At 66.3% G+C, this 13,119-nt stretch carries 16 protein-coding genes; 7 read left to right on the plus strand and 9 right to left on the minus strand.

All coding sequences use genetic code 11. The features are described from left to right. The first annotated feature begins 44 nt into the window (after positions 1-44). Positions 45-881: a LysR family transcriptional regulator gene (locus tag AC13EK_RS10725; protein WP_069337454.1), complete on the plus strand. Its 837-nt coding sequence runs from the start codon at positions 45-47 to the stop codon at positions 879-881. A 177-nt stretch (positions 882-1,058) separates the two neighbouring features. On the opposite strand, the gene guaA is transcribed toward AC13EK_RS10725, so the two are convergent. Together guaA and AC13EK_RS10735 are read right to left on the minus strand one after the other, a co-directional pair. Next, positions 1,059-2,630 (minus strand): glutamine-hydrolyzing GMP synthase, encoded by a 1,572-nt coding sequence (gene guaA / locus AC13EK_RS10730; protein ID WP_010336491.1) that lies wholly within the window; start codon positions 2,628-2,630, stop codon positions 1,059-1,061. A 182-nt stretch (positions 2,631-2,812) separates the two neighbouring features. After that, positions 2,813-4,048 (minus strand): TCR/Tet family MFS transporter, encoded by a 1,236-nt coding sequence (locus tag AC13EK_RS10735; RefSeq protein ID WP_069337453.1) that lies wholly within the window; start codon positions 4,046-4,048, stop codon positions 2,813-2,815. Between the two features lie 142 nt (positions 4,049-4,190). On the opposite strand from AC13EK_RS10735, the gene AC13EK_RS10740 reads away from it, so the two are divergent. Then, positions 4,191-4,358 (plus strand): hypothetical protein, encoded by a 168-nt coding sequence (locus AC13EK_RS10740; protein WP_010336493.1) that lies wholly within the window; start codon positions 4,191-4,193, stop codon positions 4,356-4,358. Positions 4,359-4,592: 234 nt separating this feature from the next. Continuing rightward, a complete protein-coding gene (locus tag AC13EK_RS10745; protein ID WP_069337452.1) occupies positions 4,593-5,504 on the plus strand; it encodes a dienelactone hydrolase family protein in 912 nt (303 codons plus the stop codon). A 24-nt stretch (positions 5,505-5,528) separates the two neighbouring features. On the opposite strand, the gene AC13EK_RS10750 is transcribed toward AC13EK_RS10745, so the two are convergent. After that, complete coding sequence (locus AC13EK_RS10750) at positions 5,529-6,062, minus strand: peroxiredoxin (protein WP_004209859.1); 534 nt, start codon at positions 6,060-6,062, stop codon at positions 5,529-5,531. A 21-nt stretch (positions 6,063-6,083) separates the two neighbouring features. Beyond that, positions 6,084-6,476 carry a VOC family protein gene (locus AC13EK_RS10755; RefSeq protein WP_004209861.1) on the minus strand — a complete coding sequence of 131 codons (393 nt, stop codon included), beginning with the start codon at positions 6,474-6,476 and terminating at the stop codon, positions 6,084-6,086. 101 nt (positions 6,477-6,577) lie between these two features. Between AC13EK_RS10755 and AC13EK_RS10760 the strand changes: the two genes are divergently transcribed. The 4 genes from AC13EK_RS10760 to AC13EK_RS10775 all read left to right on the plus strand — a co-directional run bounded on the left by AC13EK_RS10760 (position 6,578) and on the right by AC13EK_RS10775 (position 9,675). Further along, the gene (locus AC13EK_RS10760; RefSeq protein WP_234792395.1) at positions 6,578-7,084 is read left to right on the plus strand and encodes a hypothetical protein; all 507 of its coding nucleotides are present in this window, start codon (positions 6,578-6,580) and stop codon (positions 7,082-7,084) included. Between the two features lie 40 nt (positions 7,085-7,124). After that, a complete protein-coding gene (recF, locus tag AC13EK_RS10765) occupies positions 7,125-8,198 on the plus strand; it encodes a DNA replication/repair protein RecF (RefSeq protein ID WP_069337450.1) in 1,074 nt (357 codons plus the stop codon). Positions 8,199-8,305: 107 nt separating this feature from the next. Further along, positions 8,306-8,839 carry a CHAP domain-containing protein gene (locus AC13EK_RS10770; RefSeq protein ID WP_069337449.1) on the plus strand — a complete coding sequence of 178 codons (534 nt, stop codon included), beginning with the start codon at positions 8,306-8,308 and terminating at the stop codon, positions 8,837-8,839. An 80-nt stretch (positions 8,840-8,919) separates the two neighbouring features. Continuing rightward, positions 8,920-9,675: a CHAP domain-containing protein gene (locus AC13EK_RS10775; RefSeq protein WP_069337448.1), complete on the plus strand. Its 756-nt coding sequence runs from the start codon at positions 8,920-8,922 to the stop codon at positions 9,673-9,675. A 38-nt stretch (positions 9,676-9,713) separates the two neighbouring features. Here AC13EK_RS10775 and AC13EK_RS10780 read toward each other — a convergent pair whose 3' ends face one another. The 5 genes from AC13EK_RS10780 to AC13EK_RS10800 form a co-directional block, all read right to left on the minus strand. After that, entirely contained in the window at positions 9,714-9,992 is a 279-nt protein-coding gene (locus AC13EK_RS10780; protein WP_004209867.1) for a DUF3297 family protein, read from the minus strand. A 56-nt stretch (positions 9,993-10,048) separates the two neighbouring features. Beyond that, positions 10,049-10,879 (minus strand): S1 family peptidase, encoded by an 831-nt coding sequence (locus tag AC13EK_RS10785; protein ID WP_069337447.1) that lies wholly within the window; start codon positions 10,877-10,879, stop codon positions 10,049-10,051. A gap of 4 nt (positions 10,880-10,883) precedes the next feature. Then, positions 10,884-11,306: a DUF350 domain-containing protein gene (locus AC13EK_RS10790; protein WP_004209870.1), complete on the minus strand. Its 423-nt coding sequence runs from the start codon at positions 11,304-11,306 to the stop codon at positions 10,884-10,886. Positions 11,307-11,379: 73 nt separating this feature from the next. Then, positions 11,380-11,688 carry a hypothetical protein gene (locus AC13EK_RS10795; protein ID WP_037518720.1) on the minus strand — a complete coding sequence of 103 codons (309 nt, stop codon included), beginning with the start codon at positions 11,686-11,688 and terminating at the stop codon, positions 11,380-11,382. A gap of 163 nt (positions 11,689-11,851) precedes the next feature. Beyond that, entirely contained in the window at positions 11,852-13,093 is a 1,242-nt protein-coding gene (locus AC13EK_RS10800) for an SAM-dependent methyltransferase (RefSeq protein WP_004209872.1), read from the minus strand. Positions 13,094-13,119 lie beyond the last annotated feature (26 nt).

Raw genomic sequence — 13,119 nt, forward strand, 5'->3', positions numbered from 1 at the left:
CAACATATATGAATGGCAATCATTCATGATCCAAATGGAATGCCATGCTCGATCCGCGCCTGCTCCGTGCCTTTGTCGCGATCGCCGACAGCAGCAGCTTCACCATCGCGGCGCAGCGGCTGCACATGACCCAGTCGACCATCAGCCAGCAGCTCGGCCGGCTGGAACAGGCGGTGGGGCATATGCTGGTCGATCGGGCGGCGCGGCCGGTGCGGCCGACCGCGGCGGGCGAGCGGCTGCTGGGCCATGCAAGGCGCATCCTGTCGCTGCAGCAGGAGGCGGAAAGCCTGCTCGCCGATCCGGCCGGCAGCGCGTCGATCCGCATCGGCCTGCCCGACGACATCGCCAGTCGCGACATGATGCGGGTGTTCGCCCGCTTTTCCGAGCAATATCGGGCGGTGCGGCTGGACGTTACTACCGGGCTCAGCCGCGATCTCACGCGCCGATACCGCGCGGGCGAGTTTGACATCATCGCTGTCAAGGAACCGACGCCGAGCGCCGATTGTCGCGCCAGTTTTCCCGAACCGATCGGCTGGCATGAAAGCGCGGACCGGCAGGGCGACTGGCCCGATCCACTGCCGCTGGTCGCCTTTCCGGCAGGCGGCCTCTATCGCGACGCGATGTTCGACCGGATCGGGCGGGAAAGGCGGCGCTGCCATGTCGCCTTCACCGGCAGCGACCTCACCAGCGTACTGACCGCGGTGGAGGCCGGCATGGGCCTGTCGCTGGTGCCGATGCGCGCGGCGGCCGGCCGGGCGGTGCGACCCTATGCGCCGTTCGGGGCGGAGGCCGATATGCGCGTGTCGCTCTATGCCTGGGACGATGCCGGGCCGACCGCCGAACTGGTTGCGCAGATGGCGGCGGTGCTGGCGGAGCGGTAAGCGGCAAGGGCTGCGGCTGTTTGCGCGGCCGCAACTAGGTCTAAGTGGTGCTGCACCTTGCGGTGCCGAATAAACCGGATCGCCGTCCCCCGGACGGCGATTGAGTTCGATACCCACGGCCGCTCGCGCGGCCGAGTAAAGCCGGCGAATGTCCCCCGGACATTCGCTATTTCGGCTTTACTCCCACTCGATCGTGCCGGGGGGCTTCGAGGTGTAGTCGTAGACCACGCGGTTGATGCCCTTGACCTCGTTGATGATGCGGGTCGCGACGCGGCTCAGGAAAGCGGCGTCGAAGGGATAGATGTCAGCGGTCATGCCGTCGGTCGAGGTGACCGCGCGCACCGCACAGACGCTGTCATAGGTCCGGTAATCGCCCATCACGCCGACGGTGCGGACCGGCAGCAGCACGGCGAAGGCCTGCCAGATCGCGTCATAGAGGCCCGCATTGCGGATTTCCTCCAGATAGATGAAGTCCGCCTTGCGCAGGATGTCACAGCGTTCCTTGGTGACTTCGCCGGGGATGCGGATGGCAAGGCCCGGCCCAGGGAAGGGATGGCGGCCGACGAAGATGTCGGGCAGGCCCAGTTCCTTGCCCAGCACGCGCACTTCGTCCTTGAACAATTCACGTAGCGGCTCGACCAGCTTCATGTTCATGCGTTCGGGCAGGCCGCCGACATTATGGTGCGACTTGATCGTCACGGAAGGGCCGCCGGTGAAGCTGACCGATTCGATCACGTCGGGATAGAGGGTGCCCTGCGCCAGGAAGTCGGCACCGCCGATCTTGGCGGCTTCCTCCTCGAACACGGCGATGAATTCGCCGCCGATGAACTTGCGCTTCTTTTCCGGGTCGGTGAGGCCGGCGAGGCCGCCCAGGAAGCGTTCCTCGGCGTTCACATGAACGAGCTTGATGCCATAATGTTCGCGGAACAGGCTGACCACCTGCTCGGCTTCGCCCAGGCGCATCAGGCCATGGTCGACGAACACGCAGGTCAGCTGGTCGCCGATCGCTTCATGGATGAGGACGGCGGCCACCGCGCTGTCGACGCCGCCCGACAGGCCGCAGATGACCCGGCCATTGCCGACCTGCTCGCGAATCTCGGCGATCTTGACCTGGCGGAATTCGGCCATGGTCCAGTCGCCGGCGAGGCCGCAGACATGGCGGACGAAATTGGCGATCAGCTTGCCACCGTCGGGCGTATGCACGACTTCGGGGTGGAACTGCGTGCCGTAGAATTTCCGTTCCTCGTCGGCGATCACCGCGAAGGGGGCGCCGTCCGACACCGCCACGATCTTGAAGCCGGGCGCGAATTTCGTGACCTTGTCACCATGGCTCATCCACACCTGATGCCGTTCGCCGACTTCCCACAGTCCGTCGAACAGGGCGCAGGGTTCGGTCACGGTCAGGAAGGCGCGGCCAAATTCGCCGCCTTCGCCGGTCTCGTGGCCGGGGCGCACTTCGCCGCCCAGCTGATGGCTCATCACCTGCTGGCCGTAGCAGATGCCCAGGATCGGCACGCCGGCGTCGAACAGGGCCTGCGGCGCACGCGGGCTGCCTTCCTCCGGCACGCCGGCGGGCGAACCGGACAGGATGATGCCCTTGGGCTTCATGCGGTCGAACGCGGCCTGGGCCTGGGTGAAGGGGGCGATCTCGGAATAGACGCCGGCTTCGCGCACGCGCCGGGCGATGAGCTGCGTCACCTGGCTGCCGAAGTCCACGATAAGGATGGAATCCTGAAGGGGCAGCGTCATCGAATCGCCTTTATATCGAGCGTGGGAAGGGATTCGCGCCCGGTTAGTCGCACCGCCCCGATATGTCCAGTTTTCCCGGTTCAGAGCATCATCCGATTAGGGTAAATCGGATGATGCTCTGATTTTCTTTTGTTTGCCGCATTCTGCGAGTCGTCGGCTGTTCCAGCCGACTTCAGAATGCTCTAGGCCGGCGCAGGACCATCCTGTTTGCGTCCTGCCGCGTGGCCGAGCAAGGCGGCGCCGGCCAGCACCAGCGCCGCGATCAGGAAGGCGCTGCCGATGAAGGGCAGGATCGGGCGGGTGCCGACCGAGGCGGAATAGACCGCGCCGAAGAATAGCGGGGAGACAATGCCGGCGATCGCGCCGACACTGTTGTTGGCGCCCTGCAACTGGCCCTGTTCGCTTTCGGAGACGCGCTGCGTCATCAGCGACTGGATGGTCGGCATGGCGAGGCCCCAGAGCGCGTTGGGGAACATGGCGGCGACGAACAGCCAGCCTGTCGGCGCCAGGCCCATGGCGGCGATGCCGACCGCGCCGAAGCCAAGGCCCACGACCATCGTCGTGCGATCGCCCAGTCGCTTCACCACCGGGCCGACCAGCAGGCCCTGCACCGCCATGTCGAGCAGGCCGACCATCGCCAGTAGGGTGCCGACCTGCCAGGCGCCCCAGCCATAGCGGTCGCCGGCATAGAGGACGAACACGGCCGAGAAGAGATGATGAGCGAAATAGAGGAGGAAATTGACGATCGCGAGGCTCGACAATTCGGGGTGCGAGCGCAGCAATTGCAGCGCGCCGAAAGGATTGGCGCGGCGCCAGCTGAACGCCATGCGCTTTTCCGGGGCGAGCGATTCCGGCAGAACGACGAGGCCATAGAGGAAGGCGAGGCCGGATAGGCCCGCCGCAGCCCAGAAGGGGGCGCGGTGCGAGATCTCGCCCAGCACCCCGCCCAGCAGCGGCCCGGCGACGAAGCCCGCGCTGAACGCCGCGCCGATCAGGCCATAGCCGCGCGCCCGGCCCTCTGGCGGGGTGATGTCGGCCATATAGGCGAAGGTGGAGGTGAAGCTGGACGAGGTGATGCCGGCAAGGATCCGGCCCAGCGCCAGCCACCAGAGATTGGGCGCCAGCGCCATCAGCACATAGTCGAGCGCCAGCCCCGCGACCGAGATCAGGATCACCGGCCGGCGCCCGAAGCGATCGGACAGCGAGCCGATCACCGGCGAGCAGAGAAACTGCATCGCTGCCCAGAGCGCGACGAACAGGCCATTCCACAGGCCCGCGCTGGTGCTGGAGCCGGACAATGTCTCGATCAGCTGCGGCAGCACCGGAATGACGATGCCCATTGACATGACGTCGAGCAGCGCCGTCACCAGGATGAAGGCGATGGCGGCGGTGCGGCGCGGATGGGCGGGGGCAGTCATGGCGCAGGCGCTATCCTGCCGGGACGGCGATGCCAAGCGCGATGGCGCGATGTTCAGGCATGGGGCGCCGTTTCAGCATGTCTGACGCCCCCAAAAAAAGGGCCGCCCCGGCGGGACGGCCCCAGCTCATGCTATGGGATGCATGAAGGGATCAGCGCTGCTCGCGATCCTGATTGTCGCGGCGTTCCTGCTGGCCGCCGCCTTGCTGGCGACGCTGTTCATCCTGTTGGTTCTGCTGGTCGGGCTTGCCGGGCTGACCGCCCTGCTGACCGGGATTCTGGTTCTGGTTTGCCATCTCACACTCTCCTAACGGGCATCGTAACCCGCCTGCGCTCAACTTGGGCCGGCGCAGCGATGTTCCGAAAAATCATGCTGATCGAAATCAAGTCCGCCACAAGTTGCGGACAAGCTGCCATATTTCCTGCCTCTCGCCCAAAATCGGATCGGAACGCTGATGCGACGATGGCGTCATGAGACTGTCCTGTCGGCTTGCGCGACCGTGGGCTTGGGCTAGTCTGCGCCCGTCCACAGCAGGAGAGCGCCGATGACCACCGATCGCGATGATGTGCCGTCCCCCGTCGAGCGGCTGGCGGAGGATCGCAACTGGATCGCCTCGACCGGTCTCAGCCGGCGTCACATCCTGGCCGGGGGCGCCTTTGCCGCCGGTTTTGCCGCCGCCTGCCAGCCGGTCGCGGCCAGCACCATCCAGACCCCGGCCGACGGGCTGGTGGAGGAAGCCGTCTCGATCCCGACCAGCGACGCTTTCGCCATGCCCGGCTTCGTCGCCCGGCCGGCGGGCAAGAAGAAGGCGCCGGTGATCGTCGTCGTGCATGAGATTTTCGGCGTCCATGAATGGGTGCGCGACATGTGCCGGCGTTTCGCGAAAGCGGGCTATCACGCCGTCGCGCCGGATCTGTTCGCCCGCCATGGCGATGCCACCAAGGTCAGCGACTTCAAGCAGTTGGTGGCGGAGATCGTGAGCAAGGCGCCCGATGCGCAGGTCCTGTCCGACATCGATGCCACCTATGCCTTTGCCGGCGCCCATGGCGGCGATGCGGCGCGGCGCGGCATTACCGGCTTCTGCTGGGGTGGCCGGGTGGTCTGGCTCTATGCCGCGCATAGCGCCGCGCTCGACGCCGGCGTCGCCTTCTATGGCCGGCTTGTGACCCAGAAGAACGACCTCCAGACCCTGTCTGTGATCGAGGAGGTGGGGCAGCTCAAGGCGCCGGTGCTCGGCCAATATGGCGAACTCGACAAGGGCATACCCCAGGCCGATGTCGAGGCGATGCGCGCCGCGCTCAAGGCGGCGGGCAAGTCGCCACCCGATGCGATCACCGTCCATGTCGGCGCCGACCATGGTTTCATGGCCGATTATCGGCCCAGCTATAATGCGGCGGCGGCGAAGGCCGCGTGGACCGAAACGATCGGCTGGTTCGGCAAATATGTGAAGGGGTGACCGGCACCCCTTCGCCGTTGCGCCTTATTTCTGCTTCATCGCCTCGACCGCAGCCAGCGTGCTCTTCACATGGCCGGCATAGCTCATCTCGCTATGGACGAACGCGATGCGGCCGCTGGGCGCGATCACATAGGAGGTGCGGTCGGTCATGCCCGGCCGCATCTTGAGCGCGACATCATAGCCCGACACGATGTTCGGCCCGGCCGAGGCGACCGCGAACTTGCCGGCGCATTCCTTGGTGGAGAAGGCGACCAGATCATCGACCGGATCGGCCGACATGCCGATCACGGTGGCGCCCGCCGCCTTGAACTTGTCGATATTCTCCGCGAACTCGCGCGCCTCGGCCGAACAGCCCGGCGTGAAGGCCTTGGGGAAGAAATAGAGGACCACCGGCCCGCGCTTCAACTGGTGCGACAGGGTGACGGTGAAGGTCTTGCCGGCCAGCGCGCCGCGCGTGGTGAATTCCGGCGCCTTGGCGCCGACCGCCAGTGCCGCCATGCTGCCCTGCGTGCCTAGGGCTGCGGCCGCCAGGGCCAGGATGATCTTCGCGCTCTTCATAATCTAGCTCCCATGGGTCGGTCAGGCGGCGGGGGTGGGCGGTTCCCACAATTCGATGGCATTGCCCTCGGGATCATGGATGCGGGCAAAGCGCCCGACATCGGGATGATCCCATTCGGGCTTGGTGATGGCCTCAACGTCCGCCGCGCGCAAGTCCGCCAGCAGCCCGTCGAGATCGGACACGCGCAGATTGATCATGAAGCTCTTGTCGGCGGCGAAATAGTCGCTGTCCTGCTTGAACGGCGAAAAGACCATCGGCCCGCCCAGCGTCTGCCAGACATATTCGTTGACCGCCGGAATGTCGGGATCGGCGCTGCATCCGCCGCCGACGCCAAGATGGGTGCGATACCAGGCGGACAGCGCCTGCGGATCACGCGCGCGAAAGAAAAGTCCGCCCATTCCCAGGACCGGCATGGCATCCCTCCTCGATTGTCTCTGTGGTGATAGCATGGCCGCGATGGCCGGTCACGCGAGGGTTGGGGGAACCCGATGCTGCCCTGCCGGGTTGGCATCGCATGCGTAACCATTTCCTCCTCGCCCTTCCGCTGCTGCTGCTCGCCGGTTGCGGCAGCAAGGAACAGAATCAGTCCGGCATGGTCACCAACATCCTGGACCAGGCCTTGCCCAGCACGCGCGATGTCCCGCCCGGCGCCAATGCCATCACCCCGGTCGAGCCTGCGCCCGACCTGCCGGTGGCCAAGGGGGAGGCGCTCCACGCCAACGCGATCCCGATCGCGCTGCAGGGGCGCTGGACCGGCACCAATGAGCGCTGCGGTGACCGGGCGGCGGCCCAGGCGCTGGAACTGACGGCGGCCAGCCTGATCTTCCACGAGAGCGTTGGCACGGTGCAGCGCGTCACGCGCGAGGCGGAGGGGCGGCTGGCGGTCGTCGCCAGTTTCACGGGTGAGGGCGAAAGCTGGACCCGGACCCTGATGCTGCGTCCCTCGACCGATGGGCAGCAGCTTACCATCACCAATGACGGCAGGGCGATCGTGCGCAAGCGCTGCACCCCGGCCGCCTGAACCGCTTCCCCCGGCGCGCAGTCCTCGCTACAGCGGCGCGATGATCGGCCGCCTCACCCTGAGTGATTTCCGCAACCATGCGGACGCGCTGATCGTGCCCGACCAGCCATTCGTCCTGCTGACCGGCGATAATGGCGCGGGCAAGACCAATATATTGGAAGCGGTATCGATGCTGGCGCCCGGCCGGGGGCTGCGCGGCGCGGCGCTGCGGGCGATGGCGCGGCAGGATGGCGGCGGCAGCTTCGGCATCGCGGCGGAGGTGGATGGCGTGGTGCTGGGCACCGGCGTCAGCGTGGATGCGCCTGACCGGCGGCAGGTGCGGATCGGCGGGGTCGCCTCCTCTGCCAACGCGCTCGCCGATCATCTCTCGATCGTCTGGTTGACGCCGGCGATGGACCGGCTGTTCCTCGACAGCCCCGGCGGTCGCCGGCGTTTCCTCGATCGTCTCACCCTGGCGCTCCATCCCGGCCATGCCGCGCACAGCGCCCGTTATGAAGCGGCGATGCGGGCGCGCAACCGGCTGCTGACCGATCTGCGCCGGGCGGACCCGGCATGGATCGGCGCGCTGGAGGCGCAGATGGACGAGCATGGCACGGCGCTCGCCGCTGCCCGCGCCGACCTGGTCGCGCGCCTCAACCGGCAATTGGTCGATCAGCCCGACGAGCCCTTCGCCCGGCCGCTCATTCGAATCGCGCAGGAGGACGGTGCCAGCGACGAGCCGCTCGCCCAGCGGCTTGCCCGCGAGCGGCGACGCGATGCCGCGGCCGGCCGCACCCTGTCGGGGCCGCATCGTCAGGATCTGGATGTCATCCACATCGCCAAGAATCAGGCGGCGGCGCTCTGTTCGACCGGCGAGCAGAAGGCGCTCCTGCTTTCGATCCTGCTGGCGCATGCGGCTCTGGTGTCGGCTGATCGCGGCCAGCCGCCGGTGCTTCTGCTCGACGAAGTGGCGGCGCATCTCGACCCGTCGCGACGAGCTGCGCTGTTCGACCGATTGCGCGAAACCGGCGGCCAGGTCTGGATGACTGGCACGGAAGATAGTCTTTTCAACGAGTTGAACGGTGCAACCCGGCTTCATGTAACGGCCGGGCATGTTTTTCGTTCCGCAGCATGACGCATCGCAGCAACGACTCATCGCTCGGCGGTTTTCAAGACGAACGGCGTCTGCCCTAAGGAGGTCATCGGGGATTATACCTACCTACAAGTCGGGGGTCGCAAGGAATGATCGGTGGTTTTCGCGCGCTGTTCGCAGCCGCCATGCTTGCGCTCGGTGCCTTCTCTGCCGTTCCCGCCACCGCCGGTGTCCTGCAATGCGCGCCCTTCGCCCGCGAAGTCTCCGGCATCGAAATTTTCGGCAATGCCAACACCTGGTGGAACCAGGCCGCCGGTCGCTACGACCGTGGCCATGAGCCCCGCGTCGGCGCCGTCCTCTCTTTCGCTTCCAGCCGCGCCATGCCGGTCGGCCATGTCGCCATGGTCAGCAAGATCGTCAATGATCGCGAAGTGCTGCTGACCCACGCCAACTGGTCCTATCGTGGCGGTGTCGAGCGCAATGTCCGCGCCATCGACGTGTCGCCCAACAATGACTGGACCGACGTACGCGTATGGTATGGCCCGATCGGCGACGTTGGCCTGCGTTCGAACCCGACCAACGGCTTCATCTATGCCGACAAGCCGGAAATCGATCAGCCGGTCCAGATCGCCCTGGCCGATCGCGCCACCGCCGGCAGCGACAGCGCCAAGGGTGCTTTCTGAGCCGTTAACCCAATCCTTACGGATGGGGCTCTAGGGTCGATCGCGGTGGGGCGATACTCGACGCTTAGAGGTCGCATTAAATGTTTCGATATGTCCGCTGGATGGCTTTGCTGTCCGGCCTGACGGCGGCGCCCGTGCTGGGCGCCACGGCGCTGCAGTGCGTTCCTTATGCGCGCATCGTGTCGGGCGTGGAAATCTATGGTGATGCGCTGACCTGGTGGGACCAGGCACAGGATCATTACAAGCGCGGCAGCATCCCCAAAAAGGGGGCGGTGCTCGCCTTCCGGCCCGTCGGGCCGATGACCCTGGGCCATGTCGCCGTGGTCAGCCGGATATTGGATGATCGCCGCGTGCTGATCCGCCATGCCAACTGGTCGTCGCCTGGCGCGATCGAGGAGGATGTGCTGGCGATCGACGTGTCGGATGCGGGCGACTGGAGCCAGGTGCGCGTCTGGCACAGCCCGACCGGCCAGATGGGCGCCCGCATCAACCCGACCTTCGGCTTCATCTATCCGGCCAAGGCGAAACTGCATCCCTTCACGCCCGATCCGGCGCTGGGCAGCAGCCTTCGCTATGCCAGTGCCGCGGCCGACACAGGCGATGGTGAGGACGGTGCGGAGCTTGCGCCGCTGCCCAGGGCGGCGACACGGATGGCGTCGGTTCAGACGCATGCGATGGTGGCGGCGGTTTCGCCCAAGCCTGCTGCGCCCCGGCGCAAGGCGGCGCCCCGTATCGAGGCGGACCCGTTCATCATCGAATATGCGGACAACAGCCCGTCGGATCGCTCGCTGGGCGACGTCATCGCCGACGTGAAGCGCGAATCCCTGATGAACTGACCGGCCCCCGCGATCGAGCGGGGACCGGCCTTATCTGCTTATTCGGCGTCGGCGGCCTTGTCGCCCTCGGCGCCTTCGGCCGGATTTTCGAACCAGGCCTCGACCTCACCCGACAGCTTGATGGTCAGCGGGTTGCCGTGACGATCGCGGGTCTTGCCGGCGGCAACGCGAATCCAGCCCTCGGAAATCGAATATTCTTCCACATCCTTGCGCTCGCGGCCCTTGAAACGGATGCCGATGCCGCGCTGCAGCACCTCCATGTCGAAATGGGGGCTGCGCGGGTTGGTGGACAGATGGTCGGGGGGCGTGTCGCTCATGATCTCAATTTCCCTGAAAATGCTGCGCAGCGCCTACTCTTTCCTGCCCGCAGGCGTCAACCGCCGCGCCCGTCATCGACATCGCAGAAGATGCGGCGGATGACGCCATCGTCCAGCCAGTTGGCGAAACGTTCCTGCGCGTCGGTCAGCCCGGCAAAGGGATAGGCCACCGGCTGGTCGCCAACGGCGCGGCTGGCGGCGGTCAGGCGCATCATCGCGTCGGGCGCGACGGTCAGGATGCGGCCGCGTCGGTCGGTCGATGCGCTGTTGATGCCGACGACCCGGCCATCGGTGGAGAAGACCGGGCCGCCGCTGATCCCCGACAGGGTGCCATCGCCCTCGGGCAGGCGGCCGCGCTCCGCCCAGACCAGCACCGGCTGGTCGATGCCGCTGCTGCCGCGCCGGGCTTCGGCCCGGCCGATCAGTTCGGACAGGACCAATGTCGGTTCGCCGGCGGGGAAGCCCATATGATAGCCGGTGGAGCCGGGCGAGGGCGCGCCGCTGCGCAGTGGCAGGGCGGTGGGGCTGCGGGGGCCGCGCGGGATGATCGCGGCATCCGATTCCCGGCTTTCGATGACGCGCGGCACTTCCAGCGCGCGGCCGCGCTGTTCCAGCCCGACGCGCGAACAGCCATGGGTGACATGTTCGGCGGTCATCCACACGCCGCTGCGATCGACGGCAAAGGCCGTGCCCATGGCGTCCGCCGGGCCGCCGGGCCGATCCTCGATAATATATTGTTCCTCGCCCCCGCGTGGTAGCGGGCGGCGGGGCGACCGGGGATCATATTGTTCGACCTGCAAGGATGGTGCCTGCATCTCGCCCAGCCAGGCGAGCAGCAGGATCAGGCCCAGCAGCCAGGGCAGGCAGCCACAGCCCCCACGCCCCATCGCGTCAGCCCGCCACGGCCGCAGCCGTCAGGCAGGCGACCGCGGCCTTCATCATCGCCAGGAAGATCGCGGCGGAGCGCTCATTCGCCTCGATCCGGCCCGACAGCGATCCCAGCAACAGGTCGACCAGGCGAAAGGCGATGAGTTGCAGCACCAGCGTGACGCTGCCCCAGATGACGACGTCCCAGACATTGACCGATCCGGCGAGGCAGAAGGCGAGTGGCACGGCGAGGCCGACGGATGCGCCGCCCAGCGAAATGGCGGCCGCCTCATTGCCGGCTCGGATCAGCTTGAACTCGTCGTGCGGGGTTATCCACATATAGACCGCCATGGCGGCCGCCCAGACCAGGGTGGCGCAGGCGAGGTGGAGAAGCAGGATCGGGAGGCCCGACAACAGGCTCTGGATGACGGGTGTAGGATCGCTCATGGGCACAGAAATGCCGCAACCCGCCCTCGGGTTCAATCGGGGCGGGCCGCGATATGGATTTGGTCAGGCGGGATCAGCGACAGATGCGGACCCGGACCCGACGGTCGCGATAGGAATTATAGCGCCATTCGTCCCAGCAGCGCTGGCGATAGGCGGAGCGATGATAGCCGCGTCGTCCGTCATAGTAGCGGCGGTCGCCGCGCCAGCGACGGCGGTCGTCCCAGCGGCGATTGTCCCAATGGCGCCGGCCATCCCAGCGGCCGTCACGATCGCCGCGCCAGCCGTCGCTGCGATAATGCTGCGCCTGGGCAGGCGCGCTCGTGGCGGCGATGCCGGCCATGGCCAGGCCCAGCATCGCGGCGCTTTTCCATAGGAATTTCATCTTGCTTCTCCTCTGTCCGGCCCGGCTGCCGGGGCAGCGCGGGGACGTGGGGAGGAGAATGGGGGCCGGTCACTGAACCGTCCGGGAACGGGGCTGACAGGCTTTGTTCAGCCCGCCCGGACGGTCGCAATTCTGCCTCGCATCATCGGTGCGCGATGGTGTTTCAGCGCCCGCGCAGCGCGGTCTCTGCCTCGATCATGTAGTCGCGGGTGATAGGTAGCGCGCGGCGGTCGCGCACATATTGGACCTGGAAATTGACCATCGACCCATGTTCGAACACGGTCGCCGCGCCCGCCAGATAGAAGGTCCACAGGCGGAAGAAGCGCTCGTCATAGAGGGCGACGATATCCGCCTTGTGCGCCATGGTCCGTTTGTACCAGTCGCGGATGGTCAGGCCATAATGGATGCGCAGCACCTCCACGTCGGTGATCATCAGCCGCGTGCCTTCGCTGCCTGCCACCATTTCCGACAAAGCGGGGATATAGCCGCCGGGGAAGATATATTTGGTGGTGAAGGTGTCGGTGATGCCGGGGCCATCGACCCGGCCGATCGTGTGGATCAGCATCACGCCGTCGGGCGTCAGCAGGTCGCGGCACTTGTTGTAGAAGACGCGATAGTCGGCGGTGCCGACATGTTCGAACATGCCGACCGACACGATCCGGTCGAACGGCCCTTCAATGTCGCGATAGTCGATCAGCTCGAACCGGACATGGTCGGCCACGCCGGCGTCAATCGCCCGCTGGCGCGCAACCTTCAACTGCTCTTCCGACAGGGTGATGCCGGTGACGTCGACACCGAAATGCTTGTGCAGATACAGCGCCATGCCGCCCCAGCCGCAGCCGATGTCCAGCACCTTCATACCCGGCTTCAGGTAGAGCTTGGCGGCGATATGCGCCTTCTTGTCTTCCTGCGCCTGCTCCAGGCTGATCCCGGCCTCATTCTCCGCATCGGGGAAATAGGCGCAGCTATATTGCCGGTCACGGTCGAGGAAGAGGGCGTAGAGCGCGCCCGACAGGTCATAATGATGGGCGACATTGGCCTTGGACCGACTGCGATGATTGGCCTTCCACAGCTTGCGGCGCACCGTCTTCAGCGCGCGCTGCACCGGCCCCTTGGCGTCGATCGACTTGCCATTTTCCCAGGCGTTGTTCTGGCGGATCATGGACACGAATTCCATGATGCCGCCGCCTTCGATCGCCACCCGGCCATCGATATAGGCCTCGGCCATGCCCAGGCGCGGATCCTTGACGATGTCGAGGGGCACGCGCTTGTCGAGGAAGCGCAGCGCCAGCGGGGGCAGGTCGGGATCGGGCGAACCGACGGTAACGCTACGGCCATCGGCATAGAAAACGGTCAACTGACCCTTGGTGACAAGACGTCTCAGAACGCGGTCGAAAATCTTCATGGAGCAGGCTGGTCCTTCTCGTTACG

The organism is Sphingobium sp. L-44 (genome assembly GCF_056859495.1).